Origin of the sequence: Mesorhizobium sp. L103C119B0, from assembly GCF_000502235.1 — a bacterium.
GTDB lineage: Bacteria > Pseudomonadota > Alphaproteobacteria > Rhizobiales > Rhizobiaceae > Mesorhizobium.
The window spans coordinates 272,599-297,278 of sequence record NZ_AYXE01000004.1; the positions used below are offsets into that span (position 1 = coordinate 272,599).

Sequence of the window (24,680 nt, forward strand, 5' to 3'; positions counted from 1 at the left end):
CCACTGACAGCCCAGCCATCTGGCCCAGTCACCGGGCAGCGTTGTGCCGACAGGGTCCTCAAACCCGGCTTGGATCCAGAGCTGGTGCCGGGCATCGACGGCCGCGCAAATGCACCGGTTAACGCTCCCGTGCGTTTAAACGGGAAGCGCGGTCAGGAGATCAGGCGTAGGCGCGGCCTTCGTCGGTGCGTTGGAAAAACGCCAGGTCGAGCTGCACCGAAGGCCGGCCGAGAATGGTCAGGATGGTATGCGCCTGGCCGCGGTGATGGGTCTGGTGGTTGAAGACGTGTCCCAGCGCCGGCGCCAGCCGCTGCGAGACGGTGCGCATGTCGGAAACGGTCATGTAGGAGAAGCGGCCGGACAAAGCCTTTTCGGTCAAACCGCCGACCCAGTCGACGATCCGCCTGTCCTCGGCCTCACGCGCCAGCTTTAGGCCAGGCAATGCGCGGTGCAGGATGGCGTCGAGCTTTGCCGGCGCGTCGCCCTCGCCGGTGAAGCGTTTCATCCAGATGCGGTCGGTGGCCAGCAGATGGTTGAGCGTGCCCATCATCGAGCCGAAAAATGCGCCGACATCGCGGTTGAACTCTTCTTCGTCAAGTGCGGCGACGGCATCGTAGATGCGGCCATTGGCCCATTGATTGTAGGCCGCGAACATCATGAAATGCTGTTTCATCTTTTTCCCGCCGACGAGTTCCGCTTCAGCCGCAGGCGCCTAATTAGACCGCGAGGACGCAGCCGCCAATGACCATTCTGTTCTATGAACTCGCCGGACACGACGCGACCCGTCCGTTCAGCCCGCCTTGCTGGAAGGAGGCGGCGGCCGCAGCTTAGGGAATAGGCAGTAGGCAATAGGGTCTGAGGGCTGTACTGCCTACTGCCTACTGCCTACTGCCTACTGCCTACTGCCTACTGCCTACTGCCTACTGCCTACTGCCTACTGCCTACTGCCTATTCCCCACACAAGTCTCCTGATCGCCATGCCACCACCCCCCGATTTCACCGATGATTTTCGCGCCGGGCTGGTCACGCTGCTGCGCTGGCGCCGGGATGTGCGGCGCTTCGAGCGGACGGCTTTGCCCGAGGGTACGCTGGAGCGGCTGCTGGAGCTTGCCAGCATCGCGCCGTCCGTCGGTCTCAGCCAGCCGTGGCGCTTCGTGGTGGTCGAGAGCGCCGAGCGGCGGGGCGCGGTGAGAGACTGTTTCGAGCGGTGCAATGCCGAAGCTCTTGAATGCTTTTCAGGCGAGCGCGCCGCTCTCTATGCCCGGCTGAAGCTCGCCGGTCTCAATGAAGCGCCCTGCCAGTTCGCGGTTTTCGCCGACCGCACGACGCAACAGGGCCATGGGCTCGGCCGCATGACGATGCCGGCAACCATCGACTATTCGGCCGTCATGGCGGTGCACACGCTGTGGCTGGCGGCGCGGGCGGAAGGCATCGGCATGGGCTGGGTGTCGATCCTCGACGCGGCCGAGATGGCCGCAATCCTGGACACCCCGCCTGAGTGGACGCTGATCGGCTATTTCTGCCTCGGCTATGCCAGCGAGGAGCATGATCTGCCGACGCTGGAACGCGAGGGCTGGGAGCGCCGGCGGCCGCCGGTAGTGATCAGGCGGTAAAGCTGCCCATCACTTCGTCTCTTCCTTGGCGATGAGCTTGACGCAGATCGGGTCGCCCTTCGGCATCGGAGTGCACTGCCATTCAGGCCCGAAACCGAAATTCGTATCTGTGCGGCGACCCGAAAAGAGCAGCAGAACAAGGCCCACGGCAGCCAAGATGCCGATAATCCAAAGGCTCCCTTTTATGTCGCCCGGTCTGAGGTGGAGGTAGGGCCAGCGCGTCCCGTCAAACATGGTCCGATGTCTTTCCGTTCCGCTGATTTCCCTTCGAAGCCGTGCGTGCCTGCGCAATCGCCATTTTCCCGCAAAGCCTTGCCTTTGACCAGAGCGTTGCGAACAGCCATGCGGGCGGTCGCGGTCGAATAACGCTGCCGGGGCGCGTCCCCTTGGCAATGGGCCGGGCGGCTTGTATAGAGCCCGCCACTCCACATTCCGATCTCAAGACTTTCCATCTCAAGACAAGGACGACCCCATGGCGCTCGAACGCACCTTTTCCATGATCAAGCCGGACGCGACCCGGCGCAATCTTACCGGCGCCATCACCAGGATGCTGGAAGAGGCCGGCCTGCGCGTCGTCGCCTCACGTCGCGTGTGGATGAGCCGCCGCGAGGCCGAAGGCTTTTACGCCGTCCACAAGGATCGTCCGTTCTTCGGCGAACTGGTGGAATTCATGTCGTCGGCGCCGACCATCGTGCAAGTTCTGGAAGGCGAAAACGCCATTGCCAGGAACCGCGAAGTTATGGGCGCGACCAACCCCGCCAACGCCGCCGAAGGCACCATCCGCAAGGTGCACGCGCTGTCGATCGGCGAGAATTCCGTGCACGGCTCCGACGCGCCGGAAACCGCCGCGCAGGAGATCAAGTACTGGTTCTCCGACACCGAGATCGTCGGCTGAGCCGACGCGAACCAATGTATGCAAGAGGCCGGCACTTCGCCGGCCTTTTTCTTTGGTCAGGTCCCGGCTGCCGCTTTCAACGGATGAGCGGCGTGTCCCAGAGGTCGCCGAGCAGCGTTTTCAGCTCCGTGAAACGCTTCTCGCCCAGTTCCTCGGCCCATTCCCGTTCGACGTCGAGCAGGATGTCGGCCATCTTCTGGTATGCGGCGCGCCCGCGGTCGGTGAAGTGGACGACGGTCCCGCCGCTCTCATCGGGTGCCGCCGAGCGAGTGATATAACCCATCGCTTCCAGCGTCTTCAGCAGTTGATTCATGGCCTGCTTGCTCATCGCGGCGCGCTCGGCGAGCGCGCTCGGCCGAAGGCCATCCGGGCCGGGATATTGGATCACCGCCATATGCGGCGGGCTGAGGTCCTCGAAACCCGACGCCCTGAGATCCCTGATCAGCTTGCGGTGAATGGCCATGGCCGGAACGCGCAGCAGTGCACCGATCAGCGGTGGCTTCTTTGGCGTTTCTTCCCTGGATAATGGCATTGACACTCGGGTAAATTGAGTTTACTCATTTCGGTAAATCCAATTTACCACATGGGAGGGTGAAATGCTAGACAGAGCTAGCCAGATCAGCGTCAATCCGGCCGACGAGACAATCAGCCATGGCGGCCTTGCCGTGCGCTTCCTGCTTACCGGCGACCAGTCGAACGGCAGCATCGCCGCCTTCGAACTGACCGTCGCCGGCTCGCAGCGCCTGCCCGCCCCGGCGCACAGCCACGATCACTATGAAGAGACGATGTACGGGATCGAAGGCGTGCTGATGCTGACCGTCGACGGACACCGGCACGATATCGGGCCGGGCCAGGCGCTGTGCATTCCGCGCGGCGCGGTTCACCGCTTCGACAACGACACCGCCGCGACCGCCAAGGTGCTGTGCGTGGTGACGCCGGCGGCGATCGGCCCGGACTATTTTCGCGAGGCCTTCGCCATCTTCAGCACTGGCGGCCCGCCAGACCGCACCAGGCTGATGGACCTGATGCGCCGGTTCGGCCTGACGCCGGCGCCCCCGCCGCCGCCGCAGTCTTGATCTTAGCTCGCTGCGTTGAATCGCAAAATGTCACGGCCGTCCTTGTCGGCGATGATCAGCTTGCCGCCATCGACACGGTATGACGCCGCCTTGGCGAGCGCCTCGAACAGCGCCTTTTCCTCGGCCATGATCTCCGGCGCGCAGGCCTTGTAGGTCGAGCCGATGTCGTTGATGACGATTGTCTCGCCATCGACCTTGGCGGTGGCGAAATAGGCGTTGCACGGGCCGCTGCCGCCCGCCTTGCCGGCTTCGCTGACCCGGAACGTCGCCTGCGGCTCCGAAATCACGCCGATACCGTCGATATACTCGACCAGCCAGCTCTGGCCGAACAGCGAGGCCGAGGTCGGCTTGTCGCTCGGCGCCACCATTTTCAGCACAATGGCCTGCGGCGCGTCGCTGAGCGGATCGACCTGATAGCGCGAGTCCGTGACGAACAGCAGCTTGTCGTCGGCGGTGATGCGCGCCTGCAGCGCATAGGTCATGTTGGGCCGGATCACCGTTGAATCGAAGCTGATCTCGAACTTGATCGGCACCTGGCCGGCCGGCGCTACCTTGCGCTCGCCGACAATGGCGGCCGGCGCATCGGCCAGCGATACATCGGCAAGTTGAACCGACAGCACGGCGTTGGGCGGCAGCGCGATGCGCTCGCGATACATCACCTCGCCCTTCAGGGTTTTCTCGGCGGCGACGGAAGGCTCGGGAACGGCCAGAACGCCGATAACCAGCGGCACAAAGCCGAAAATGAAGAACTCGGCGATCCTGTCCAGCATGCCCTTGCTCCCTTTTTGCCGATGCGATTTGGCCAAGGGAATGCAGTCAATACATGGCTGCGCCGAGATTTATTCGGGCCGCGCCTTCCAGCGCGCCGCAGCCTGGTCGTCGGCGTCCTTGGCCTCGACCCAGCCGCCATCGGTGCCGTCCACGCGGTGCTCCTTCTTCCAGAAGGGTGCACGCGATTTCAGGAAATCCATCAGGAAATTGGCCGCTTCGAACGCCGCCTGCCGGTGCGAGGACGCTGCCACCACCAGCACGATGTTTTCGCCCGGTGCGATCTTGCCGTGGCGATGGATGACGGTCAGCCCTTGCAGCGGCCAGCGCTGAAGTGCCTCGCGGGCGATGCGGGTGATTTCGGCCTCGGCCATGCCGGGATAGTGCTCGAGTTCCAGGGCCGACAGCTGGCCCTGCTCGTCGCGGCAAAGTCCTGAGAAGGACACCACGGCGCCGATGTCGGCGCGACCCTCGGTCAGTTTCGCGATCTCGGCGGCAACGTCGAAATCGTCGCGCTGGATGCGCACCGTCGGCGCGCCGGACATGGTGTCAGCCCCCGGTCATCGGCGGAAACAGCGCGATCTCGCGCGCGCCGGCTATCTTTTCGCGATGCTCGACATGTTCCTGATTGATGGCGACGCGGATTACATCAGGATATTGCAGCGCGTGCCCATATTCCTCGCCGCGCGATTTCAGCCAGCGCAGGAGGTCGGCCACCGTCACGATACCGGCGGGCAGTTCGACATCCTCTTCCGGCTTGCCGATCCGTTCGCGCACCCAGGCGAAATAAATGAGCCTGGTCGACATCTCACTCGTCCATGATGTGCTTGAGGCCGGCGCGGAAATAGTCGTAGCCGGTGTAGAGCGTGACGAGGGCTGCGATCCACAGCAGCACCAGTCCGGTCTGCGTGGTCAGCGGCAAGATCTTGTCGCCGGCAGGCCCGGCCAGCAGGAAGGCGATGGCGACCATCTGGATGGCGGTCTTCCATTTGGCCAGCTGCGTCACCGGCACCGAGACTTTCAATGCCGCCAGATATTCGCGCAGCCCCGAAACCAGGATTTCGCGGCACAGGATGATGATTGCCGCCCACAGCGACCAGCCTGCGATGCCGGCATGGCGGTCGGTGTCGGCGGCGAGCAGCAGCAGGCAGGTGGCGACCAGCAGTTTATCGGCGATCGGGTCCAGCATCTTGCCGATGTTGGACGTCTGCTGCCAGGCGCGCGCCAGATAGCCGTCGAGATAGTCGGTGATCGAAGCCAGCAGGAAGATGATCAACGCCGACCAGCGGGCGAAGTCGCTCGATTTCAGATGCCCCTCGAGAAAAAAGCACAGCACCACCAGCGGCACCGCGACGATGCGGGCATAGGTAAGCATGTTAGGCAGGTTGAACGCGCGCTTGGCCATATCTCAGGGACTCTTTCTGCCTGCGTACTCAAATCAGAACCGGATGTAGGGGGTCAACAGGCGAGATTCGATTGGCCAGACGAAAATAGCGCGCGATTGCCGGGATTCGAGTGGCCTGCGAGAAAAGAACGGCTGCTGCCATTTCATCGGGACAGCGGCGTCACCGGCGCTCAGCTCTCATGGAAATGATTGTAGACGAGCTTGGCGACCTGCTCTGAAATACCGTCGACCTTGACCAGATCCTCGACTGCCGCGCGGCTGACCGCCTTAGCAGTGCCGAAGGCCAGCAGCAGCGCGCGCTTGCGACCGGGACCGATGCCGGCGATCTCGTCGAGCGGGCTCTTGACCAATTCCTTCTTGCGCCGCGCGCGGTGCGAACCGATGGCGAAGCGATGCACCTCGTCGCGCAGCCGCTGGACGAAATAGAGCACGGGATCGCGGACGGGCAGCGAAAACGAGTCCCTGCCTCTGACGAAGAAACGCTCGCGGCCGGCATCGCGGTCCTGGCCCTTGGCGATGCCGATGGCCGCCACGCGATCCTCGATGCCGAGGTCGGCGAGGATCTTGCGCACCGCGCTCATCTGGCCCTGGCCGCCATCGATCAGGATGACGTCGGGCCAGGCCGGGAAGCTGCCGGAGATGTCTTCTTCGATGTCGTCGCCTGCTCCACCGGCTGCCGCGTCGTCGGGAACGACATCGCCATGTTCCTTCAGCAGCCGCGAAAAGCGCCGTTCCATCACCTCGCGCATCATGCCGAAATCGTCACCGGGCGTGATCTCGGTCGAGCGGATGTTGAATTTGCGGTACTGGTTCTTCACAAACCCTTCCGGCCCGGCGACGACCATGGCGCCAACGGCGTTGGTGCCCATAATATGCGAATTGTCATAGACCTCGATGCGCACCGGCGGCTTCGGCAGGCCGAAGGTCTCGGCAAAGCCGGCGAGCAGCCGGCCTTGCGTGGAGGTTTCGGCCAGCCGGCGGCCGAGCGCCTCGCGGGCATTCTGCAGCGCGTTGTCGGTCAAATCCTTCTTCTCGCCGCGCTGCGGCACCGAGATCGACACTTTACGGCCGGCGCGGGTGGACAGCGCTTCGGCCAGCAGTTCCTGATCCTGGACGCCTCGCGACAGCAGAATGTTCCGTGGCGTCGGCTTGTCGTCATAGAACTGCGCCAGGAACGAGCCCAGCACTTCCGCCCCCTCCAGTGCCGGATCGGCCTTGGGGAAATAGGCGCGGTTGCCCCAGTTCTGGCCGGTGCGGAAGAAAAACACCTGGATACAGACCTGGCCGCCCTCCTGATGGATGGCAAAGACATCGGCCTCGTCGACGGTGGCCGGGTTGATGCCCTGATGGCTCTGCACATGCGACAGCGCTGCCAGCCGATCACGATAAATGGCGGCGCGCTCGAAATCGAGCTCCTGCGAGGCCTGCTGCATGGCGGCAGAGATTTCAGTCTTCACCTTCTGGCTGCGGCCCGACAGAAAATCCTTCGCCTCGCTGACCAGCTCGGCATAGTCGCCATGCGAGATTTCGCCGGTGCAGGGACCGGCACAGCGCTTGATCTGGTAGAGCAGGCACGGCCGGGTGCGGTTTTCGTAGAAGGAGTTGGTGCAGCTCCTGAGCAGGAAGGCGCGCTGCAGCGAATTGATGGTGCGCCCGACCGCGCCGGCCGACGCAAAAGGTCCGAAATAGTCCCCCTTGCGCGAGCGCGCACCGCGATGCTTGTAGATGCCGGGCGAGACGTGATCGCCGGTCAACAGGATGTAAGGGAACGACTTGTCGTCCCGCATCAGCACATTGAAACGCGGCCGCAAGCGCTTGATGAGATTGGCCTCGAGCAGCAGCGCTTCGATTTCGGTGCGGGTGACGACGAACTCCATCGTCGATGTCTCGCGCACCATGCGGCCGATGCGGGCGGTGTGGAACCGGCCTTGCGCGTAGTTGGTCACCCGCTTCTTCAGGCTGCGCGCCTTGCCGACATAAAGCACGTCGCCGGCGGCGTTCATCATGCGGTAGACGCCGGGCGCATTGGGCAGCCGCTTGACCAATGTCTGGATGACCTCGGCGCCGACCATGCCGTCGGCGTCGCCGGCATGCGGCGCCCAGTCTATCGCTGTGAAGGCGACATCGGGCCCGGTGGCCTCGGGCTCGACGATCTCCTCGACCGCTTCATCCTCAAGGTTGATCTCGGGCGGCATAGCGTCGGCGGCGCCGGCGCGCGTCTTGTGTTTCTGGTCTGCGGGACTCATTCCACCATGCCTGTCACATCCGGCGTCTGCCATGCAAGATGCTGGCCGCCGTCGAGCGCGATCATCTGGCCGGTCACCGAGCGCGCCTCCCAGAGATAGCGGATGGTGGCGCCGAATTCGGCCAATTGCGGGCCGCGCTTCAGAATCAGGCCATCGACCTGCTTTTGGAAATCATCATCGTCCTGGCGGGCATTCTTCAGCGCCGGACCGGGACCGATGGCGTTGACGCGGATGCGCGGACCGAGCGCCTGTGCCAGCATTTCGGTCTGCGTCCACAGGGCCGACTTCGACAGCGCATAGGAGAAATAGCGCGGCGTCGGCCGCCAGACGCGCTGGTCGATGATGTTGACGATCAGCCCCTCCTGCCCTTGCGGCAAGGCGCGGGCGAAGTTTTGCGCCAACAGCGCCGGCGTCTTCACATGGATGGCGAAGTGAAGGTCCCATGCCGCCCAGTCGAAGTCCTCGACGCTATCGTCGACGAACAGCGACGCATTGTTGACAAGAAGCGTGACCGGGCCGAGCGCTGCCGCGGCGCGGCCGACGAGATCGCCAACCGCATCCATGTCGGTCAGATCGGCGGCTACCACGCCGGCGCGACCGCCTCCGTCCCTGATGCTCGCAGCCAGCGCGTCGGCCTCGGCGGTCGAGCGGTTGGCGTGGATGGCGACGGCAAAACCGTGCGCGGCCAGATCCTCGACGATCGCCTTGCCGATCCGCTTCCCCCCGCCCGTCACCAGCGCCGTTCCGGCGGCTTCGATCATCTGTCAATCCTCAATCTGCGCCTCAATTCGGCTAGCGGCACATTGTGACGCGTCCAGGGGTTAAATGCCGTTTCCACCTGGGGCAGGAATGTGGCGAAACGGCTTTTTCGCCGCCGGCACCGCCCCGGATTCGGGTCGGCAGGACCGCAATATAGGACGCTGAACCCGTTGCACCAAGCCGAGTGCAGTGCAGCATCGCCTGCGTACTGACATTTCGCTGTTGCGAAGATGCAACGTCAAGCTTCGGCCTCATTCGTGCCGGGGAATGACCCATTTTCAGGTTCGCTGCCGCCGCATTTTGACACGACATTCGGAACCGTTGAGTGCCAGATCCGTTTCACCCCCGGACGGGTTGATGGCGCTCAGGACAAACAAGCCTACGTGTCTTGTGGCTTAAGGAGTAAACAACAATGCAAACCAATCTCAAATTCGCGCCGCTCGCGGTTGCGCTCGGGCTCTTCGCCCTCAGCGGTACCGCTTTTGCTGCCGATGTCGTCTCGGAAGAGCCCCCGGCGCCGGCCCCGATCGCCGAGCTCCCCGTCGCTTCCTGGGCCGGCCCGTATGCCGGTCTCAGCGCCGGCTACGGCTTCAGCGGTCATGCCAAAGTCCATGACGGCGGCCCGGACATCAAGACCAAGGGCTTTGTCGGCGGCGTTTTCGGCGGCTACCAGTGGCAGCAGGAAAACTTCGTGTACGGTGCTGAAGCCGATCTCGGCTACAATGGCGTCAAGGGTGACAGCGGCGGCGTCAATTCCAAGGGCGGCTTCGAAGGCTCGCTGCGCGCCCGTCTGGGTTACGCCGTGACCCCGGAAATCCTGCTCTACGGCACCGGCGGCGGCGCCCTGAAGAACCAGAAGGTCTCGGTCCCCGGCGACAGCGACAGCAACACCATGCTCGGCTGGACGGCCGGCGTCGGCACCGACATCAAGATCACCGACAATGTGTTCGGCCGTGTCGAGTACCGCTACACCGACTTCGGTTCCAAAAGCTTCGACAGTGTCGGCACCAAGGTCAAAGAGAGCGACAACCGCGTCACCTTCGGCGTCGGTATGAAGTTCTAACTGTCGTTCAAGCCACGACACAAGAAAGCCGGGCCTCGCGCCCGGCTTTTTTTGTTTCGCCCGTCAGGCCGGCACAGCCACCTTCAGCCCCGGAAACTTCTCATCGAAACGCGCTGCCCAGCGGGTCAGGCGGCCGCGGCCCTTTTCCCATTTGCCGGCGAAGCGCAGGGAGAGGTAGCCGAGGCATGCACGCAACGCCAGCTGGCCAAGCGTGATCTTCTTCGGCAGCTTCGGCGGATTGGCGTTGAGGAAATCGAGTGCGGCGGTGATCTTGGTCCACTGGCGATCGAGCCAGGGTTGATAGACCATCTCCTCCGGACGCGTGCGCCGCTCATAGACCATCGACAGCGCGCAGTCGCATATGCCGTCGGCCAGCGCCTCCAGCACTTCGGCCTCGAGGCGCTTGTCGGCATTGCGCGGCAACAACAGGCTCTTCGAAGCGCGGTTGAGATGCTGAGTGATCGCGCGGCTGTCATGGATCGAGCGGCCGTCGTCGAGCACCAGCACCGGAATCTTGCCGAGAGGATTGGCTGACATCAGTTCAGCAGGCTTGTCCTCGGTCTTGACCGGAACGAGCTCGACGGCAATGCCGGCATGGAGTGCTGCCATGCGCACCTTGGAACTGTAGGGGGATGAGGACGCGTAGAGCAGCTTCGGCATGATCGGTTCCCTGTTTTCGGACGGCCAGTGCATGTCGCTCAAAAATGCGATTCCGGTCTTGAGAACGACGCGCGTAAAACAAAGGTCTAGAGCGTGTCGCCTGAACCCCATCGAATGCGACCGCCTTAGTGTTGGACGATCTTCCCTGAGGGAGCAACTGCCAGAAGGGCAAAACCAGGCGGCCAATCCGCCGACAATGAAATCGCCATGCATGTCTCACAGAAGTGGCGTCAATTTCGAGAGAACGACATGCATCAAAACAAGACCTAAATCACAACAAAAAAGCTCCCGGGAATCTGCCAGTCGGCAAAGTTCCCGGGAGCTTTGAGATGGACCGCTGTTACTTCTTCTTGGCGGCTGGCTTTTTGGCCGGTGCAGCCTTCTTCACAGCGGCCGTCGACTTGGCGGCGGCGGCCTTCATCGGAGCCTTGGCGGCGGGTTTTGCCGCTGCCTTGGCTGCCGGCTTCTTGGCGGCGGGCTTGGCTGCTGCCTTCGCAGCAGGCTTCGCCACAGCCTTGGCGGCCGGCTTCTTGGCGGCGGGTTTCGCTGCTGCCTTGGCGGCGGGTTTTGCTACTGCCTTAGCTGCCGGCTTTGCCGCTGCCTTGGCAGCCGGCTTTGCCGCTGCCTTCGGTGCTGCCTTCTTTACTGCTGCAGGTTTCGCGGCAGCTTTCGGTGCCGCTTTCTTTGCCGGCGCTTTCGCCGCCGGCGCCTTCGTCGTGGTCTTTGCCATGCGATGCCCCTTGCGTTTGTGCCGATGGCCGTGAGTGACCCGGCGAGCTAATGCATATCTGACTCGTGCGTATCTAGCCAGCGAAGCATTACATAGAATTTCGCAAATTAAGTTTCGGTTACGCTGAGAGCATTATCGCAATCATCGGCACAGAAATCGGCAAAGACTCTTCCCGCTTCGCAGCGAACTGTTGCGAGAGAAATCTCTGATATCGAGACTCACACGATCTTTTCGTCAAGCTCACATTCTCTTGCAACGCCGTCGATCTCACGCGGTCATCGGCGACCTATCGGATGGCAACAATCATCGCACCGCAGAGGCTGATCTTGCTTCATCCCCACGGTTGCAGGAACAGCACTAAACTAAACACGAGCTTTTTGCTCGTATATCGAAAGTGGTTGGATGGAAGCCAGGAAAGACAGCACTTGAAGGACAGCCTGTTGTGTGTCGGACGTCTCCCAGACGAGAAGGGAGATCGCCAGCTTCGGCGCAAGAGATGCCCAACGGAAATGGGAAACGAAAGATAGGGGAATCTTCCTCCCGGGAAGCCGCGATCCCTTGGAAGCCAAGAGGTGCAGGCCCTAAACGCCAACCCGCTCGCGCACCTGCGGCCGGCGCGAAGGCTCGGCTTGGTGGAGGTGGACGGCAAACGTATCCCACGGCGGCGCAATGCCGATCTGCATCAGGATCCGCCCGATCTCGCCGCGGTGATAGCCGCCATGCGTGACGACATGGGTCAGCATTTCCTGGCGTGACATCATCGCCCTGTCGCCATCGTGAAGGTGAAAGGCACAGGCTCTGACATGAGCTTTGGCGAGACGGCTCCGATATAGTCGAGATACCAACGATCCATCGCAGCGACATCAGCGCTCAATTCATCGAGTGCCGGTGTGTCCACGGTGTTGTCGGACGCATAGCCATGACGCGTGCCGGAAAGATGCGCGGCGAATATCTTCGATACGACGAGGTTGTGGTTGATGAGACGGGTCGCTGTGTGACGCTGATCGACATGCTCCTGCTGGTCGAGGCCCGCAAGCTTCTCCAGCAATTCACCATTCGCCCAGATTTGATAAACGTAGAGGCTGCGGAGCAAATCCAGCGCGTCCATGGTCTGTATCCTTTCCAAAAAATGTGAGTATGTTACCTATATTCTTGGCTGCTGGAGCAGACATGTCTACTCGCATTGCAAAGCCGCGCTCACGCATGCGCAAGCAGCCGCGCCAGGCGCGTTCGAGAGCGACGGTCGAGGCGCTCATCGAAGCCGGTGCTCATGTTCTGAGCGCGCTCGGCTGGGCCGGCTTCACCACCAACAAGGTGGCCGATGCGGCCGGCGTCAGCATCGGCTCGCTCTATCAATATTTTCCCGACAAGCTGTCGCTGGTCGAAGCAATTCGCCGGCGACATTTCGATCAGGTGCTGTCGGTGATCGCCGAATCAGCAGAAGGCGACAAGCCGCTCAAGCGATTCGCGCAGGAGCTGGTGCGCGGCATGATCGATGCGCACAGCATCTATCCGACGCTGCATCAGGTGCTGCTCGACGAGGCGCCGGGCGATCGCGGCTCACGCGCCGCCCATGCCTCGTTCCAGTCGCGCTATCTTGATCACTACACGGCGGCGGTGGCGCAATATCGCAGGCGCAGAAAGGACAATGAGACCGTGGCCCGGGTGCTGTCCTCAGCGGTCGAGGGCGTCATCCACAATGCCGCGCGGCGAGACATGCTCGACTTGCCGGAACTGCAGAAGCAGTTGGTCGAGCTGATCTGCGCTTACGTATCTGGTGGGAAGGCGATGTGAGGCAGCGGCAGCAGTTCGGAGATTGGCGAAACCGGAGCGACATCAGATCTCCCCCTTGCGGGGAGATAGCAGGTTCAACGGCGGTTCTTATCCGACCTTAGCGCAGGACGCGGCAGCGGCCGTTGTAGACCATCCAGCGGTCGAAGCCCGAGACGCAGAATTCGACATTGTCGCCGATCGAGGCAAAACCCTGGCCTTCCTCGATCAAGTACCAGATGGTGCGGGCGCGGCCATCGGAAAGGCTGACGGTGGCGCCGCAATAGCGGCGGCCGATCGGCCATTCTTCGCTGGCCGGGAGATAGCGATGCTGGTGGATGCGTTGGAAATCGGTGATCGAAACATCCGGCAGATGCGGCACGTGATGCACCTGGTAGGAGAAGCGGCTGGAGATTTTGCTTAGCACCCAGGCCTCGCCGCAAACGCCGCTGTCCTCGTCGGAATAGACGGAAAGATCGGCGGCCTGCGCTGGCTGGCCGAGGGGTGCGGCCAGCGGCGTGCAAAGCGAAATCAGGGCAGCAAGAGCGGATTTGGCAAAGCGAGTCATGGCAGCCTCTCAAAGGTCGACTGCGCCCACTTTGCGGATTCGGCGGCGCGCGGTCAAGCGGTCGCCCTGACGATGGTTTCCCGCTCCGCAACCGGTTTTGCCGGTGCGAAGCTGCGAAACCACGTCCTGACCTTCGAAAAAGCTCGCCTTGCCCATTAGGAAAAGCGGCCTGCCCATGGCCGGCGGGCCGCCGAAACCCGGTTCAGCCTTGCTTGGCGTCGCCCTGCGGTATGGCGGCCGGGTCCATCCACATCGCTTCCCAGACGTGGCCGTCAGGATCGGCCAGGCTGCGATTGTACATGAAGCCATAATCCTGTTGGGCGTTGATGTCGGCGGCGCCGCCATTTTTCGCCGCCGCCTCGTTCATCGCATCGACCGCCGCGCGGCTGTCGCAGGACACGGCAAGCATGACCTCGCTCGAGGTGGCCGGCGGGATGGGGCGATCGGTGAACTGACGCCATTTGGCGTGGGTGAGCAGCATGACGTTGATCGTTTCGCTCAGCACCATGCAGGCTGCGGTGTCGTCGGTGAAGTGCGGGTTGTTGTCGAAGCCGAGGGCTTTGTAGAATGCCATCGACGCAGCGAGATCGGCGACGGGCAGGTTGACGAAGATCATGGGGGGCATAGGGTCTCCTTGACAGTACACACTTGAAACCGGACCGGCGTTTCGCCGGACCATCCTCCGATGCCTTCTCTCAACGCACCGGTTTTGCTTTGCCGCGCACCCTCTCGGTCTGCGCCTCCTGCATCGCTTCGACCTCTTGATAAGCCGAGCAAAAACTGCATCTCGGCCGCCGAATATTCTCCAGCAATGCGGCGCCCGCCTCGAGGATCGGATGGTAGCAGCGCCGGACGAGTTCCTCGGTCTTCTTGCCCGCCGCGACCATGACCTTGCGCCTGTCACCGGGATCCGGCTGGCGGCTGACGAAGCCGCGCTTTTCCAGCCGGTCAATCAACGTCGTAGCCGCCGCCGGCGTGAGATTTGTCTCCCTCGCTACGACGTTTGCCGGCCGCGGGCCGTGACTGATCGCGCCAGCGGCGCTCGGCAGCGCTCAGCACATAGATTTCGGCAACGGTCCCATCGAACGTTTCAACGGCATCCTGCCAGCGCGACATCGCGAAGCCTATCGCGTTGACCAGTTCCTTTTTTGTCGATCTTGGCTTCGATTCGAAATCTAATAATTAGATATCTATCTATCTGATTCTGGGATTAGCGTCAACGCCAAGCCGATTAGATGTGCATCTCCATGGTTTCGGTTCGTTCAACACAACTGAGCATTCGCGGATGGCGCCACCGTCAAAACTTCTAGCGACTTTGTGTCTTTGCCGCGGGCGTCGCCCGCTGCGAAGCGTCGCTACTCCCCGGCCAGCCATTCCAGCGACCAGTGCGCCGGCTTTTCGACCGCCAGCAATCTGTGCAGGACCGGCAGCACGATGCGCAGTTCGCGCTCCAGCGTGAAGGGCGGGTTGACCACCACCATGCCGCTGCCGTCGAGGCTTGGTTCACGCGATGCCGGCCGGATCTCGAACTCGATGTCGAGCAGTTTTGGAACGCCGGATTGCTTGAGCGCCTTGCGGAAGGCGATGATCGCTTTGCGGTCCTTGATTGGATACCACAGCGCGTAGATGCCACCCGGCCAGCGCCTGTGCGCTTTCTGCATGCCATCGACCAGGCGGTCGAATTCGCCGACTTCCTCGAACGGCGGATCGATCAAAACCAGGCCGCGCTTTTCCTTCGGCGGCAGATGCGCGCCAAGCGCCAGCCAGCCGTCGAGTTCGATCACCCTTGTCTGGAAATCGCCGGCAAACAGCGTCTTCAGCCTGGCGGCATCTGCGCCGTGCAGTTCGATCGCCGACAACCGGTCCTGCTTTCGCATGAGGTGCCTGGCGATCAATGGCGAGCCCGGATATTTCTTCACCCCGCCATCGGGATTGAGCGAACGCACCGCTTCAAGATAGGGGGCAAGCAGCGCAGCCGCCGATTTTTCGATCGGGGCGTGGATGAGGCGGCCGATGCCGCCTTGCCATTCGCCGGTCTTTTGCGCTTCCGCCGACGAAAGATCGTAGCGGCCAATGCCGGCATGAGTGTCGACGACACGGAACGCCTTGTCCTTCTGCTTCAGATAGTCGAGCAGAAGGCTGAGCACGACATGCTTGACGACGTCGGCGAAATTGCCGGCGTGATAGGCGTGACGGTAGTTCATGCCGCGCTCATGTCGAGGAGCCTCTGCCCCAACGCGGCGGTGGCGGCTTCGAGTTCGGGTTCTCCGGCCGGCGACCGCCGAAAGCCAGAGTAAGCAGGAAGCCGATCAGGCCGACGGCCATCAGCCCATAGCCAACCGGCCGTGCGCGTTGATCGATCTCACCGGCGCCGGAGCGCAGTATCAGATCCACTGCGCGTATCGGGATATCGTCGGCGTCGCCCGGGCCGGCGGTGAAGAGATAGGTGCCGGGACTGACGGTTTCGATCACGCCGGCCTCGTCGCGAAAGATCTTGTCGGGCAGTTGCGGGCTGACCTGGCGCGGATTGTCGGCGTGGTTGAATTGCAGCGTCGAGGCAAGCACCGTGCGCCCGGCTGTGGCGGCAGTCAGCGTCAGCACGGTGCGCTGCTGCGAGACAATGCGCTCGGCCTTTGCCGTCAGGTCGACCAGCACTCTGACCGGCGCGTCGCCAGCTTTCAGCGTCACCGTCACAGGCCTAAACCGTCCCTGGTCGTAGACGCGCCAGGCGCCGATCTCGTGGCCGGAGAAATTGCTCATGGCCCAGGGATAGACGAAGCCAATGGCGGTGCCGGCAAGCAGTATCAGGACAAACAGAAAGCGCATTGAGGAGATCCGGGTGTTCGACAGATTGCCAATAACGCCCTGAAGGCCAAAAAGCGATGGCTGACGCAGCGGAGCCACCTTTGTGGAGTCCGTTGGCGGCACGCAAGCCATGTGGCACTTATGGCGAATGAAGCCTTCCGCAGAAGCATCGACTCGTCTTTTCCAACCGATGCCGGTGGCTCATGCCCAATAGCACCGTGCTGATCACCGGTGCCCGCGCGCCGGTGGCGCTGCACCTGGCGCGGCTGCTGCATGGCGCCGGTCGCCGGGTGATCCTGGCCGACAGCCCGGCCCGGCCGATCGCCGCAGCGAGCACGGCCTGCGCCGCCTACCATCGCCTGCCGCCGCCGCGCTTTGCCGCCGACGCCTATGCCAAGGCGGTGGAAGCGCTTGTCCGCGCGGAAGGCATCGAACTCGTTATCCCGACCTGCGAGGAAGTCTTTTATCTCGGTCGTCTCTGGCAGCACCGCGCCATGCCGGCCCGCCTCTTCGCACCCGAGATGGCGATGCTCGCCCGCGTTCACGACAAGCATGCCTTCATCCGGCTGGCGCAGAGCCTTGGGCTCGACGTGCCGGAAACGATACTGCTGCAAAGCGAGGCCGATCTCGACGGCGTTCGTGGCCAATCGCGCGAATTGGTGTTCAAACCGGTGTGGTCGCGTTTTGCCCGTGACGTACTGCTGCGGCCATCGCCGGACGAACTCGACGCCGTCCGCCCCTCGCCCGCCGCTCCTTGGGTGGCGCAGCGCTACATCGCCGGTGAAGAGATCAGCGCCTATGCGGTGGCGGTCGAGGGTGAACTCAAAGCGCTGGCGCTCTACAGTTCGCTCTATCGCGCCGGCATGGGCGCCGGCATCTGTTTCGAGCCAGTCGGGGATGCGGCTGCCCGGCGCTTCGTCGAAACCTTCGTCGCCGGCGCCGGCTGGACCGGCCAGATCTCCTTCGACCTGATGCGCGAGAACAACGGCAGGGTGCTGCCACTGGAGTGCAATCCGCGCGCCGTGAGCGGCCTGCACTTCTTTCGCGATCCGCGGCGCTTCGCCGACGCGGTCCTGGAGGATGGCGCCGAGGTGAAGCCCGACGTGACGGCGCCGCAGACGGTGAGGCTTGCGATGTGGATCTACGGGATGCCGGCGGCACTGCGCTCCGGTGGTCTCGGCAGCTTTCGCCAGGCGATGCACGATGCCGATGAGCTGCTCGACTGGCCGGGCGACCCCGCGCCGAAGCGGGCGCAGTGGCGCACGCTGGCCGAGATCGCCGGCACAGCACTGCGCCAGCGCATCAGCCTTCAGGCTGCGTCGACGCGCGATATCGAGTGGAATGGGCCGGAGCAGGACTAGTCGAGTTGAAGCGGAACTTCCCGTTTTCAGCTGAGTGCGTAAGTCCTGCTAAGGTTGCCTAAACGGGATTAACTGGCTTTGCGGACAATTGCAGGCCAAGCGCCTTGGTTACGCCCAGCAATGTACTGAGGCGCGGATCGCCCTTTTCGCTCAGCGCCTTGTAGAGTGCCTCTCGGGTCACGCCGGCGTCCTTCGCTATGCTTGTCATGCCGCGGGCGCGCGCGACAATGCCGAGGGCGTGCGCAATATAAGTCGCGTCCCCGGTCTCGAACGCATCAGCGAGCAGTTCGGCTTGAGACTCAGCATCATCAAGATATTCGGCGGCGTCGAATGGTGTGGTTCTGAGGGTCATATCAAACTTCCTTTGCCATTTTCCTGGCTTTTCCGATGTCCCTGTCCTGCGAGCCTTTGTCACCGCCGCAGAGCAGGATAATGACCGTGTTGCCGCGCCGGACGAAGTACACGCGGTATCCCGGACCGTAATCTACGCGCAATTCTCCTATGCCATCGAAGAACTTGGCGTCTCCCAACAGCCCAGCCTGAACGCGGACAATCCGTTGGGTGATCTTCTTTACGGCGCGAATGTCCGTGAGCCCTCTGAGCCATTTTCGGAATTCGTCAGTGGATCGAACTTCGATCATCCGTGAACTATAATTTACAGCAGAACTGGAATCAAGTGCCGTGAACTTTAGATTACAACTCGATTTGGTGCACCCGCGGCTCTGCCGCCGCCGGTGGCATCTTGCCGTCGATGATCGCCGCTATGTCGCGGCGCAGGAAATCCAGCGGGCCGATCGCCGGCTGAACCTGCGGCGATATACGGGCGTTGTCGCTGGCCGATTTCAGCACACGGCGATCCTGCTGCAGGGCAAAGGCAAAGAGCGGCCGGAAAGCAAGCGCCTTGAGTTCGCCGAACAGGCCCTGTCGCGGGCCGATCAGCCAGCCGACGCCTTCGACGGTCCGTTCGTCCGCCTGACGCAAATGGAAAGTGGTCGCCAGCGCCAAGCCGCCCTTGCCCCAATATTCGAGTTCGACGATGCCGGGATGGCGGTAGCGGCCGATGGTCTTGGCGCGCTTGCCTTCCAGCAGCCGGCTGACCAGCCCCTGTTGGCGGTCCTCGCCGGTGTAGCAGCTTTCGACCCAGCCCTTGCCGCCGGTCACCTCGACGCGCACGAGATGGCGCTTTGCGGTCAGGCCGCGCAGCACACCCTTGTGGGTGAAGTGGGTGTGAGTGGCGTCGAGAATGTTCTCGGCGGCGTCGAGCACCGTCGATCGCGCCGAGCTTCGCACCCGCTTCACGACGACATCCTTGCCTTGCATGCAATGGAGATAGGGCTCGCCCTCAGGCGTGCCTGCCGAGACGAAGACGACGCCGTCGCGCTCGATCGCGCTGTAGCGGCGGATACGGTAATGCGGGACGTCGCCGACATGGCCGGGAATGGCGGTGCAGCGCCCTTCCCCATTGTAGCGCCAGCCATGATAGGGACATTCGATCTCGCCACCGACGACTTTGCCGGTCGAGAGTTCGACCAGGCGGTGAGCGCAGCGGTCGAAGAGGGCGGCAATGCCTTTCGCCGAGCGGAACAGCACCAGTGGCGCGCCGTCGAACAGGATGCGCTTCGGCTTGGCTTTGATGTCGGCAGACCGCATCACCGCCTGCCAATAGTCTTTGTCTTTCTGCTGTCGGGTGTCGCTCAAAGTTCAAATCTCCTGAGCAGGGGAATGCCGATCTTCGCGAGCACAAATTCCATGATCCGCACCGCCATGCGTTGGCGGCGCGGCAGATGGGCAGCATAGACGGCGTTGTATTCCACCGTCGCCACGGCGCCGCGCAAGCGTTTGAAGGCGGCGGCACCGGCGCTCATGTTGAAGAACAGGCTGTGCGCCATCGCATGATCCTGCGCCAGCGCCATCATCATGCGGTAAAGGCCTTCGCTCACCGGGAGGCCGGTGTCGTAGCCGACGATGGGCTGCGTCAGTGTCCTGCCGTTCTGAGACAAAGCGGCGACGGCGACCAGTTCACCGCCGGGACGACGCAGACCTGCCAGTTGCAGGATGCCGCGACGGTGCGTCTCGCCGATATAGCGGGCCGTGTAGTGCGGGTTGAGCGGCGTGTATTTGTCGAGATAGAGCATCCGGTAGAGCGCTTCGGCGCGCGCATAGTCGGCCTCGGTGAAGTCGCCATTGCCGACCTGCTCGAAAGGCGTCGTGGGCAGCCGCTTGCGGTCGCGCTTCATGTCGTTGGTCATGGCCGAACCGTCGCCTGCGAAGATGTAGATCTGCCGCGCCGCCAGCATTCGAAAACCCTCCGCCTTCAGCGCTGCGATTGTCGAGGGATCGGCGATCTCGTTCAGGGAGCGGATGAAAACAGCGCGATCTGGAAAACGCGCGGTGAGATCGTCGCGCATCGCCGCGACCGCGTTGCGATCGAGCAGCGGCACCGGATTGGTCGAATAGAGCCAGTTGTTGACCTGAACCTGATGGTCAAGGCCGCTCATCCTGACCAGCGGCGCGCACAGGCCGATCAGCATCCGCATCGTTTTTTGCAGCAAGGGCGAGGAGACGAAATTGCGGGTCTCGTCGATGGCATAGTCGATATAGGCGCTGGACGGGCAGCAGATATAGCAGTTCGGCGCTTCGCTTCTGTCGTTCAGCGTCAGCGGAAAGGAGCGGCCGGCGATCTCGAAGGTTTCGACAGCCACTGTCAGATTGCGCACGAGGTCGCGCACCGGCACCTCGTTGAAAAGCTGAACGAAGGCTTCGACCTCACGCGGGTTGTTTTCTACCCGGTTCGTCTGATCGAGTGGCAACATAGCGAGCCGGTTCATGATGCCGCTCCCAGGTGGCATTCGACCCGACGCAGTTTGCGGCCGGTCTCCAACGGCAGGTCCCTGCGAACAAGGCTGACCGAAGCTGTCGCCTGGCGCGCCGCCAGCAAATTGCGCACGGACTGATGGGCGGCGGTGGCGGCTTCGTCGGCAAGCCCGGGGGCCAGGCTGAGTTCGATTGCATCTTCAGCGGTCTGGACCAGGCGGAAATCGTCGATGCGCCGGTCGGCCTTGAGCACCGCATTGCGTAGTATGTCGGGCGTGACGAGGAGCTGCCCGTGCGGCGAGGCGAGCCGGAAAGCGTCGTCCATGCGGCCGACGATCTCGTCCAGCGTGCGCAGCGGCGAGCCGCAGCGGCATGGCTTTTCGGACAGCCGCAGCAAGTCGTTCATCCGGTAGCGCGCCATGATCTGGGTCCGGCGGCGAAAGGCGGTGATCAGCGGCATGACCAGGCCGTCGCCGGCCGGTTCGAACTCGAAGAACACCGAATCCTCGGCCAGATGCAGCCCGCCCTGGCGGCAGGTGACGGCGAACAGCCCTTCGGTCGCCATGTAGATCTGGTCGACCTGACCACCAAAGAATGCCTCGATGACCGGCCGGTCAACCGGGTCGAGCGTTTCGGCGGCGCTGAAGACACGCTGCGGCTTGAGCCGAAAGCCCTCGGCCGCGAAGTGCCGCAGTATCTTCGGTGGCGCGATGATCACCGTCGGCGCGAAATCTTCGAGAGCGCCGCGCCAGCTCTCCGGACCGCGCGTCAGATCGAAGAAGCGCAGGTCGATACGCCGCGATTTGCGCGCGCTGTCGTAGAGCCCGGTGTTTTGCGGCAGGATCACCGCAACGCGCTGCCGGCGCCAGAGCAGATCGGGCACGGCTTTGGCCAGGATGGTGCCCAGCCAGCGGTATTTTTCCGCCTCGGAAATGACGAACAGGCCACGATTGCCCGACGTGCCGGTGCTGGAGCCGACAGTCAGCTCGCCAATGCGGCTATCGCCGGCCTGCGCCTTCCAGGCCTCGGCGGCCGAGACGCCATGAATGTTGAAGCGCTCGAAATTGCCCATCAGCGTCGCCTTGTCGGTCACCGGCAGATCGCCGAGATGACGCGGCGTCTTGCCGTAGAACGGCGCGCGCGGCAGGTCGCGGTCGAGAAAGCGGCGCAAGGCATGACCTTGCCAGCGTTCGAAATTCTCACGGCTCTTGCGCGAGAGCCATTGCGTCAACACAAACGAACGGGCCGCTTCCGTCGGCCCGTTCATGCGCTCTCTCCGGCCAGATCGTAGGCCGTCACCGCCGGATCATGACAAAGAACAACCTCGCCGCCGGTCGCCAGAAACCGGCGCAACATTACGCTGGTCGGCTCGATCGCGGCGGCATCCTCGGCCAGCAGGGTTGCCGGCAGACCGGGAGTTCGGTTTTCGACAAGGGCCGCGAACAACCATTGCGCGTCGACGGCGTAGAGCAGCGGCCGCTCCAGATTTGGGAACGAAAGGCCGAACTGGCCATCGGCATGGCCGGGCAGACCGACTGCGATGACGCTGCCGTCGCCGAACAGATCGGCGCCGCCCGGTACGCCGCCACGCGGCTCGACCTGCCGCTTCGACGACAGCCCGTCGAGTCGGGCCTCGAAGTCAGACGGGAACAGTTCCTTGAAGACGCCATGGCGCAGATTCTGCAGGGAAGTCTTGGCCTTCGCCCGCGCCCAGGCGGTGTCATTGGCGATAAGCCGAGCGTTGGGAAACAGCGACAGGCCCGACATGTGGTCGGCATGGAAATGCGTGACGATGACGGTGCGCACATCCTGCAAAGACAGGCCGAAGCGCGCCAGTACCGCGAGCGGCTGCTCGGCTTCGTTGAGCTGGGGCCGGAGGATCGCACTGTAAAGACGCAGCGCCGTGCTGCGCCCACTGCCTTGTGTCACATGCGGCGTGTAGCCGGTGTCGATCAGGACGGGGCCGGCCCGCGGATGCATGATCAGGCCGTAGCGGACACGTAGCCTGACCTTCGCCCAGCTGCCGCCGCGCAGGATCAGGCGCTCGGCTGCGCCGACAGAGGCGCTGTTGGCGAAGACGATCTTCACGCTGCCCCCCTGCTTTCCATCGCCTTGCCGAATGTGCGATCGAGCCCTTCCTCGAACGACACTTTCGGCGCCCAGCCGAGGATGCGGCCTGCCTTGGAAAGATCGAGGCTCTGCGCATAGGCGAACAGGCCAAGACCGTAGCGCGTCACCGGCGGTTCCGGGCGGCCGGGCAATATATTCGCTACCGTCTCCGCTATCCCGGCCGCCAGCATGGCGGGCCAGAGCGGCATTCTGCGCCAGCGCGGCTGCACGCCGGCGCGGGCGCAGGCCGCCTCGGCAATGCGGCGGACCGGCACCACTTCGCCGCCGGAGATGTTGAATATCTGTCCCTCGGCAGCGCTGCCGGCGGACAGCGCGGCAAGCACCGCATCGACGACATCCTCTATATAAGTGAGATCGATGCGCGCCTTGCCGTCGCGAAACAGCGGCAGCGGGCGCTGCCGTGCCACCTGCAGCAGACGCGGCAGCAGCGTGCGGTCGCCGGGACCGTAGAGGCCGCGCGGCCGCAGCACCACCGGGCTGATCTCAGGCGCCGCCAGCACGATCTCCTCGGCCTGCCGCTTGGTGCGGGCATAGTGGTTGACCGGAGGGGGCAAGGCCGCATTCTCGGAAACTCCGAGCTGGTCGCGATAGGCGAAACAGACCGTCGGGCTGGAGATATGGACGAAGCGGCGCACGCCTTGCCCGCGCGCGAAATCGCTGAGGTTGCGGGTAGCTGTGACATTTGCCGTCTGGAAATCCGCCAACCTGCCGAAGGGCGCGGAAAGTGCCGCGCAGTGGATGATCGCATCGACGCCGTCGAGAGCGCGCGCGGCAGCTGCATCGAATGGTTGAGACAAATCGAGCCGAACGACCCGATGACCAGCGGCTTCGAGCGCCGCGCAGCGTTTGGCGTCCCTGCCAAGACCCAGCGCCGGTGTGCCCAGTGCAGCCAGCCGCGCCATGACATGCGCGCCGAGGAAGCCGCTAGCGCCGGTGACGAGGACGCGTCCCACGGTCATGCTTCCAGCGCCATGCCGCCGAACGACACGCCGGCCGAGGTGCCGAGGAACAGCACTTTGGCGCCGGGCACAATGCGTTGTTCGCGGCGCGCGACGTCGAGCGCAAAGGGGATGGAAGCGGCGATCTGATTGCCGTAGCGCGCCGCGATGTCGACGAGCTTTTCCCTGGCGAAGCCCGTCTGGCGCGCCATGTGGGCGAGCGCGAAAGGGCTTGCCTGATGCGGCACGACGAGGTCGACATCGTCGTGCCGCCAGCCGGCGCGATCGAGCAACTCCGCTACAAAGCCGTTGAAATGGCGTGACGTAACGCGAAACAGTTCCTTACCCTCCATGTGGAACAGGCTGTGGCGGGCGAATTCCTCGGGCTCACGATGAAAGTCGAACCGGGTGCCGCCGGAGCCGATGCTGCAGGCCGCATAGGCGGAAGGGTAGGTGCGCATCAGGTTGGCCGCGACCCGACCCTCGCTTGGGGCCTGTTGCAGCACGGCGGCCGCCGCGCCATCGCCGAAGAGGGCCGCAATTTCCGGCTGGTCCTGCCACGGCAGGGCGCGCGAGGCGATTTCAGACGAGAACACCAGCGCCGTCCGGCATTGCCCGGCCTCGATCAGGCGCGACGCGGTCTCGAACGCTGTGAGGAAGCCGAGGCAGGTGCTGTTGACGTCGAAGGCGGCCGCCGACCCATCGGCAAGGCCGAGGCGCTGCATGACCAGCGGAGCCGTCGACGGCAACGGCTGGTAAGGCACGCCGCAACCGCCGATGACCAGATCGACACTGCCTGCCTCAAGTTCGGCATCGGCAAGCGCCAGACGGGCTGCGGCACAAGCAAGGTCGACCTGCGATTCGGCGTCGCAGACATAGCGTTCGATGACGCCGGTCGCGGCCTCGAAATGTCCGTCGCCAAACCCCAGCCGCGCGTCGAGGGCGCGCGAGGTCACGCATCGAGCCGGCACGGCTCGCCCGGTTCCGATGATCCTGATCCGCATTCTCAGCCCGCCCAATGAGCCTGCATCCAGTCAATCCATAAAACGGATCCAATGTGATGGCCATCATCAAGACGA

33 protein-coding genes are annotated in these 24,680 nt (G+C 63.4%); 6 read left to right on the forward strand and 27 right to left on the reverse strand.

The genetic code is table 11. The features are described from left to right. Positions 1 to 160 precede the first annotated feature (160 nt). Positions 161 to 673, reverse strand: a complete 513-nt coding sequence (locus X728_RS157450; protein WP_023673440.1) for a DinB family protein — start codon at positions 671 to 673, stop codon at positions 161 to 163. Between the two features lie 304 nt (positions 674 to 977). Here X728_RS157450 and bluB point away from each other — a divergent pair, with 304 nt between their 5' ends. Further along, on the forward strand, positions 978 to 1,613 hold the full coding sequence (gene bluB, locus X728_RS157445) for a 5,6-dimethylbenzimidazole synthase (protein ID WP_023693940.1): 636 nt from the start codon (positions 978 to 980) through the stop codon (positions 1,611 to 1,613). 9 nt (positions 1,614 to 1,622) lie between these two features. Here bluB and X728_RS157440 read toward each other — a convergent pair whose 3' ends face one another. Next, positions 1,623 to 1,847, reverse strand: coding sequence for a hypothetical protein (locus X728_RS157440; RefSeq protein ID WP_023738631.1), 225 nt, complete (start codon positions 1,845 to 1,847; stop codon positions 1,623 to 1,625). A 238-nt stretch (positions 1,848 to 2,085) separates the two neighbouring features. Between X728_RS157440 and ndk the strand changes: the two genes are divergently transcribed. Then, entirely contained in the window at positions 2,086 to 2,508 is a 423-nt protein-coding gene (gene ndk, locus X728_RS157435) for a nucleoside-diphosphate kinase (RefSeq protein WP_023673443.1), read from the forward strand. Positions 2,509 to 2,584: 76 nt separating this feature from the next. Here the strand turns inward: ndk and X728_RS157430 are convergent, their stop codons facing one another. Next, positions 2,585 to 3,040, reverse strand: a complete 456-nt coding sequence (locus X728_RS157430) for a MarR family winged helix-turn-helix transcriptional regulator (RefSeq protein ID WP_023693942.1) — start codon at positions 3,038 to 3,040, stop codon at positions 2,585 to 2,587. A gap of 64 nt (positions 3,041 to 3,104) precedes the next feature. Here X728_RS157430 and X728_RS157425 point away from each other — a divergent pair, with 64 nt between their 5' ends. Then, positions 3,105 to 3,584: a cupin domain-containing protein gene (locus X728_RS157425; protein WP_023689086.1), complete on the forward strand. Its 480-nt coding sequence runs from the start codon at positions 3,105 to 3,107 to the stop codon at positions 3,582 to 3,584. A 2-nt stretch (positions 3,585 to 3,586) separates the two neighbouring features. Here the strand turns inward: X728_RS157425 and X728_RS157420 are convergent, their stop codons facing one another. From X728_RS157420 to X728_RS157395, 6 genes are all read right to left on the reverse strand, one after another. After that, positions 3,587 to 4,354: a YbaY family lipoprotein gene (locus X728_RS157420; RefSeq protein ID WP_023831125.1), complete on the reverse strand. Its 768-nt coding sequence runs from the start codon at positions 4,352 to 4,354 to the stop codon at positions 3,587 to 3,589. Between the two features lie 69 nt (positions 4,355 to 4,423). Further along, a complete protein-coding gene (locus tag X728_RS157415; RefSeq protein WP_023733882.1) occupies positions 4,424 to 4,897 on the reverse strand; it encodes a molybdenum cofactor biosynthesis protein MoaE in 474 nt (157 codons plus the stop codon). A gap of 4 nt (positions 4,898 to 4,901) precedes the next feature. After that, complete coding sequence (gene moaD, locus X728_RS157410; RefSeq protein WP_023831126.1) at positions 4,902 to 5,159, reverse strand: molybdopterin converting factor subunit 1; 258 nt, start codon at positions 5,157 to 5,159, stop codon at positions 4,902 to 4,904. 1 nt (position 5,160) lies between these two features. Further along, the gene (pgsA, locus tag X728_RS157405) at positions 5,161 to 5,757 is read right to left on the reverse strand and encodes a CDP-diacylglycerol--glycerol-3-phosphate 3-phosphatidyltransferase (RefSeq protein ID WP_023831127.1); all 597 of its coding nucleotides are present in this window, start codon (positions 5,755 to 5,757) and stop codon (positions 5,161 to 5,163) included. Positions 5,758 to 5,927: 170 nt separating this feature from the next. Beyond that, positions 5,928 to 8,003 (reverse strand): excinuclease ABC subunit UvrC, encoded by a 2,076-nt coding sequence (gene uvrC, locus X728_RS157400; RefSeq protein WP_023831128.1) that lies wholly within the window; start codon positions 8,001 to 8,003, stop codon positions 5,928 to 5,930. Continuing rightward, the gene (locus X728_RS157395; RefSeq protein WP_023701905.1) at positions 8,000 to 8,764 is read right to left on the reverse strand and encodes an SDR family oxidoreductase; all 765 of its coding nucleotides are present in this window, start codon (positions 8,762 to 8,764) and stop codon (positions 8,000 to 8,002) included. The genes uvrC and X728_RS157395 overlap by 4 nt, the downstream gene beginning before the upstream one ends. 410 nt (positions 8,765 to 9,174) lie before the next feature. Between X728_RS157395 and X728_RS157390 the strand changes: the two genes are divergently transcribed. Beyond that, the gene (locus X728_RS157390) at positions 9,175 to 9,825 is read left to right on the forward strand and encodes an outer membrane protein (RefSeq protein ID WP_023684724.1); all 651 of its coding nucleotides are present in this window, start codon (positions 9,175 to 9,177) and stop codon (positions 9,823 to 9,825) included. A 63-nt stretch (positions 9,826 to 9,888) separates the two neighbouring features. Here the strand turns inward: X728_RS157390 and X728_RS157385 are convergent, their stop codons facing one another. The 4 genes from X728_RS157385 to X728_RS01000000166555 form a co-directional block, all read right to left on the reverse strand. Next, on the reverse strand, positions 9,889 to 10,485 hold the full coding sequence (locus tag X728_RS157385; protein WP_023689091.1) for a glutathione S-transferase family protein: 597 nt from the start codon (positions 10,483 to 10,485) through the stop codon (positions 9,889 to 9,891). Between the two features lie 340 nt (positions 10,486 to 10,825). Beyond that, the gene (locus tag X728_RS157380; RefSeq protein ID WP_023673454.1) at positions 10,826 to 11,215 is read right to left on the reverse strand and encodes a hypothetical protein; all 390 of its coding nucleotides are present in this window, start codon (positions 11,213 to 11,215) and stop codon (positions 10,826 to 10,828) included. Positions 11,216 to 11,796: 581 nt separating this feature from the next. Then, positions 11,797 to 11,976 (reverse strand): DinB family protein, encoded by a 180-nt coding sequence (locus X728_RS1000000172260; RefSeq protein ID WP_348625631.1) that lies wholly within the window; start codon positions 11,974 to 11,976, stop codon positions 11,797 to 11,799. Further along, positions 11,973 to 12,323 (reverse strand): hypothetical protein, encoded by a 351-nt coding sequence (locus X728_RS01000000166555; RefSeq protein WP_348625632.1) that lies wholly within the window; start codon positions 12,321 to 12,323, stop codon positions 11,973 to 11,975. Before X728_RS01000000166555 ends, X728_RS1000000172260 begins: the two co-directional genes overlap by 4 nt. 95 nt (positions 12,324 to 12,418) lie before the next feature. On the opposite strand from X728_RS01000000166555, the gene X728_RS157375 reads away from it, so the two are divergent. After that, complete coding sequence (locus tag X728_RS157375; protein ID WP_023831129.1) at positions 12,419 to 13,009, forward strand: TetR/AcrR family transcriptional regulator; 591 nt, start codon at positions 12,419 to 12,421, stop codon at positions 13,007 to 13,009. Positions 13,010 to 13,106: 97 nt separating this feature from the next. Here the strand turns inward: X728_RS157375 and X728_RS157370 are convergent, their stop codons facing one another. From X728_RS157370 to X728_RS157355, 6 genes are all read right to left on the reverse strand, one after another. Further along, positions 13,107 to 13,553, reverse strand: coding sequence for a hypothetical protein (locus X728_RS157370; RefSeq protein WP_023673457.1), 447 nt, complete (start codon positions 13,551 to 13,553; stop codon positions 13,107 to 13,109). Between the two features lie 202 nt (positions 13,554 to 13,755). Continuing rightward, positions 13,756 to 14,178: a VOC family protein gene (locus tag X728_RS157365; protein ID WP_023689094.1), complete on the reverse strand. Its 423-nt coding sequence runs from the start codon at positions 14,176 to 14,178 to the stop codon at positions 13,756 to 13,758. A gap of 70 nt (positions 14,179 to 14,248) precedes the next feature. After that, positions 14,249 to 14,581, reverse strand: coding sequence for a MarR family transcriptional regulator (locus X728_RS20645; RefSeq protein WP_245266107.1), 333 nt, complete (start codon positions 14,579 to 14,581; stop codon positions 14,249 to 14,251). After that, complete coding sequence (locus X728_RS1000000171480) at positions 14,502 to 14,669, reverse strand: hypothetical protein (protein ID WP_023831131.1); 168 nt, start codon at positions 14,667 to 14,669, stop codon at positions 14,502 to 14,504. Before X728_RS1000000171480 ends, X728_RS20645 begins: the two co-directional genes overlap by 80 nt. Before the next feature lie 239 nt (positions 14,670 to 14,908). After that, positions 14,909 to 15,757, reverse strand: a complete 849-nt coding sequence (locus X728_RS157360) for a 23S rRNA (adenine(2030)-N(6))-methyltransferase RlmJ (RefSeq protein WP_023831132.1) — start codon at positions 15,755 to 15,757, stop codon at positions 14,909 to 14,911. A gap of 7 nt (positions 15,758 to 15,764) precedes the next feature. Continuing rightward, entirely contained in the window at positions 15,765 to 16,379 is a 615-nt protein-coding gene (locus X728_RS157355) for a hypothetical protein (protein WP_023831133.1), read from the reverse strand. A gap of 182 nt (positions 16,380 to 16,561) precedes the next feature. On the opposite strand from X728_RS157355, the gene X728_RS157350 reads away from it, so the two are divergent. Next, positions 16,562 to 17,719: a hypothetical protein gene (locus X728_RS157350; protein ID WP_031195188.1), complete on the forward strand. Its 1,158-nt coding sequence runs from the start codon at positions 16,562 to 16,564 to the stop codon at positions 17,717 to 17,719. A gap of 58 nt (positions 17,720 to 17,777) precedes the next feature. Here X728_RS157350 and X728_RS157345 read toward each other — a convergent pair whose 3' ends face one another. From X728_RS157345 to X728_RS157315, 8 genes are read right to left on the reverse strand one after another with little or no spacing between them, the layout of a single operon-like run. Beyond that, a complete protein-coding gene (locus X728_RS157345; RefSeq protein ID WP_023672747.1) occupies positions 17,778 to 18,071 on the reverse strand; it encodes an addiction module antidote protein in 294 nt (97 codons plus the stop codon). Position 18,072: 1 nt separating this feature from the next. Further along, positions 18,073 to 18,360 carry a type II toxin-antitoxin system RelE/ParE family toxin gene (locus tag X728_RS157340; RefSeq protein WP_023672746.1) on the reverse strand — a complete coding sequence of 96 codons (288 nt, stop codon included), beginning with the start codon at positions 18,358 to 18,360 and terminating at the stop codon, positions 18,073 to 18,075. A gap of 52 nt (positions 18,361 to 18,412) precedes the next feature. Next, on the reverse strand, positions 18,413 to 19,417 hold the full coding sequence (locus X728_RS157335) for a Rieske (2Fe-2S) protein (protein WP_023715077.1): 1,005 nt from the start codon (positions 19,415 to 19,417) through the stop codon (positions 18,413 to 18,415). Next, entirely contained in the window at positions 19,414 to 20,547 is a 1,134-nt protein-coding gene (locus X728_RS157330) for a GNAT family N-acetyltransferase (protein ID WP_023831135.1), read from the reverse strand. Before X728_RS157330 ends, X728_RS157335 begins: the two co-directional genes overlap by 4 nt. Next, on the reverse strand, positions 20,544 to 21,800 hold the full coding sequence (locus tag X728_RS157325; protein WP_023715075.1) for a F390 synthetase-related protein: 1,257 nt from the start codon (positions 21,798 to 21,800) through the stop codon (positions 20,544 to 20,546). Before X728_RS157325 ends, X728_RS157330 begins: the two co-directional genes overlap by 4 nt. Next, positions 21,797 to 22,621: an MBL fold metallo-hydrolase gene (locus tag X728_RS20600; protein WP_023715074.1), complete on the reverse strand. Its 825-nt coding sequence runs from the start codon at positions 22,619 to 22,621 to the stop codon at positions 21,797 to 21,799. Before X728_RS20600 ends, X728_RS157325 begins: the two co-directional genes overlap by 4 nt. Further along, a complete protein-coding gene (locus X728_RS157320; RefSeq protein ID WP_031195192.1) occupies positions 22,618 to 23,622 on the reverse strand; it encodes an NAD(P)-dependent oxidoreductase in 1,005 nt (334 codons plus the stop codon). Before X728_RS157320 ends, X728_RS20600 begins: the two co-directional genes overlap by 4 nt. After that, complete coding sequence (locus X728_RS157315; RefSeq protein ID WP_245262699.1) at positions 23,619 to 24,557, reverse strand: 3-oxoacyl-[acyl-carrier-protein] synthase III C-terminal domain-containing protein; 939 nt, start codon at positions 24,555 to 24,557, stop codon at positions 23,619 to 23,621. The genes X728_RS157320 and X728_RS157315 overlap by 4 nt, the downstream gene beginning before the upstream one ends. Between the last annotated feature and the right edge of the window lie 123 nt (positions 24,558 to 24,680).

Excerpts from the sequence above, each read along its gene's own strand:
- X728_RS157450 (WP_023673440.1), bottom strand. The coding sequence starts at position 673 with ATGAAACAGCATTTCATGATGTTCGCGGCCTACAATCAATGGGCCAAT.
- bluB (WP_023693940.1), top strand. The coding sequence starts at position 978 with ATGCCACCACCCCCCGATTTCACCGATGATTTTCGCGCCGGGCTGGTC.
- X728_RS157440 (WP_023738631.1), bottom strand. The coding sequence starts at position 1,847 with ATGTTTGACGGGACGCGCTGGCCCTACCTCCACCTCAGACCGGGCGAC.
- ndk (WP_023673443.1), top strand. The coding sequence starts at position 2,086 with ATGGCGCTCGAACGCACCTTTTCCATGATCAAGCCGGACGCGACCCGG.
- X728_RS157430 (WP_023693942.1), bottom strand. The coding sequence starts at position 3,040 with ATGCCATTATCCAGGGAAGAAACGCCAAAGAAGCCACCGCTGATCGGT.
- X728_RS157425 (WP_023689086.1), top strand. The coding sequence starts at position 3,105 with ATGCTAGACAGAGCTAGCCAGATCAGCGTCAATCCGGCCGACGAGACA.
- X728_RS157420 (WP_023831125.1), bottom strand. The coding sequence starts at position 4,354 with ATGCTGGACAGGATCGCCGAGTTCTTCATTTTCGGCTTTGTGCCGCTG.
- X728_RS157415 (WP_023733882.1), bottom strand. The coding sequence starts at position 4,897 with ATGTCCGGCGCGCCGACGGTGCGCATCCAGCGCGACGATTTCGACGTT.
- moaD (WP_023831126.1), bottom strand. The coding sequence starts at position 5,159 with ATGTCGACCAGGCTCATTTATTTCGCCTGGGTGCGCGAACGGATCGGC.
- pgsA (WP_023831127.1), bottom strand. The coding sequence starts at position 5,757 with ATGGCCAAGCGCGCGTTCAACCTGCCTAACATGCTTACCTATGCCCGC.
- uvrC (WP_023831128.1), bottom strand. The coding sequence starts at position 8,003 with ATGAGTCCCGCAGACCAGAAACACAAGACGCGCGCCGGCGCCGCCGAC.
- X728_RS157395 (WP_023701905.1), bottom strand. The coding sequence starts at position 8,764 with ATGATCGAAGCCGCCGGAACGGCGCTGGTGACGGGCGGGGGGAAGCGG.
- X728_RS157390 (WP_023684724.1), top strand. The coding sequence starts at position 9,175 with ATGCAAACCAATCTCAAATTCGCGCCGCTCGCGGTTGCGCTCGGGCTC.
- X728_RS157385 (WP_023689091.1), bottom strand. The coding sequence starts at position 10,485 with ATGCCGAAGCTGCTCTACGCGTCCTCATCCCCCTACAGTTCCAAGGTG.
- X728_RS157380 (WP_023673454.1), bottom strand. The coding sequence starts at position 11,215 with ATGGCAAAGACCACGACGAAGGCGCCGGCGGCGAAAGCGCCGGCAAAG.
- X728_RS1000000172260 (WP_348625631.1), bottom strand. The coding sequence starts at position 11,976 with ATGATGTCACGCCAGGAAATGCTGACCCATGTCGTCACGCATGGCGGC.
- X728_RS01000000166555 (WP_348625632.1), bottom strand. The coding sequence starts at position 12,323 with ATGGACGCGCTGGATTTGCTCCGCAGCCTCTACGTTTATCAAATCTGG.
- X728_RS157375 (WP_023831129.1), top strand. The coding sequence starts at position 12,419 with ATGCGCAAGCAGCCGCGCCAGGCGCGTTCGAGAGCGACGGTCGAGGCG.
- X728_RS157370 (WP_023673457.1), bottom strand. The coding sequence starts at position 13,553 with ATGACTCGCTTTGCCAAATCCGCTCTTGCTGCCCTGATTTCGCTTTGC.
- X728_RS157365 (WP_023689094.1), bottom strand. The coding sequence starts at position 14,178 with ATGCCCCCCATGATCTTCGTCAACCTGCCCGTCGCCGATCTCGCTGCG.
- X728_RS1000000171480 (WP_023831131.1), bottom strand. The coding sequence starts at position 14,669 with ATGTCGCGCTGGCAGGATGCCGTTGAAACGTTCGATGGGACCGTTGCC.
- X728_RS157360 (WP_023831132.1), bottom strand. The coding sequence starts at position 15,757 with ATGAACTACCGTCACGCCTATCACGCCGGCAATTTCGCCGACGTCGTC.
- X728_RS157355 (WP_023831133.1), bottom strand. The coding sequence starts at position 16,379 with ATGCGCTTTCTGTTTGTCCTGATACTGCTTGCCGGCACCGCCATTGGC.
- X728_RS157350 (WP_031195188.1), top strand. The coding sequence starts at position 16,562 with ATGCCCAATAGCACCGTGCTGATCACCGGTGCCCGCGCGCCGGTGGCG.
- X728_RS157345 (WP_023672747.1), bottom strand. The coding sequence starts at position 18,071 with ATGACCCTCAGAACCACACCATTCGACGCCGCCGAATATCTTGATGAT.
- X728_RS157340 (WP_023672746.1), bottom strand. The coding sequence starts at position 18,360 with ATGATCGAAGTTCGATCCACTGACGAATTCCGAAAATGGCTCAGAGGG.
- X728_RS157330 (WP_023831135.1), bottom strand. The coding sequence starts at position 20,547 with ATGAACCGGCTCGCTATGTTGCCACTCGATCAGACGAACCGGGTAGAA.
- X728_RS157325 (WP_023715075.1), bottom strand. The coding sequence starts at position 21,800 with ATGAACGGGCCGACGGAAGCGGCCCGTTCGTTTGTGTTGACGCAATGG.
- X728_RS157320 (WP_031195192.1), bottom strand. The coding sequence starts at position 23,622 with ATGACCGTGGGACGCGTCCTCGTCACCGGCGCTAGCGGCTTCCTCGGC.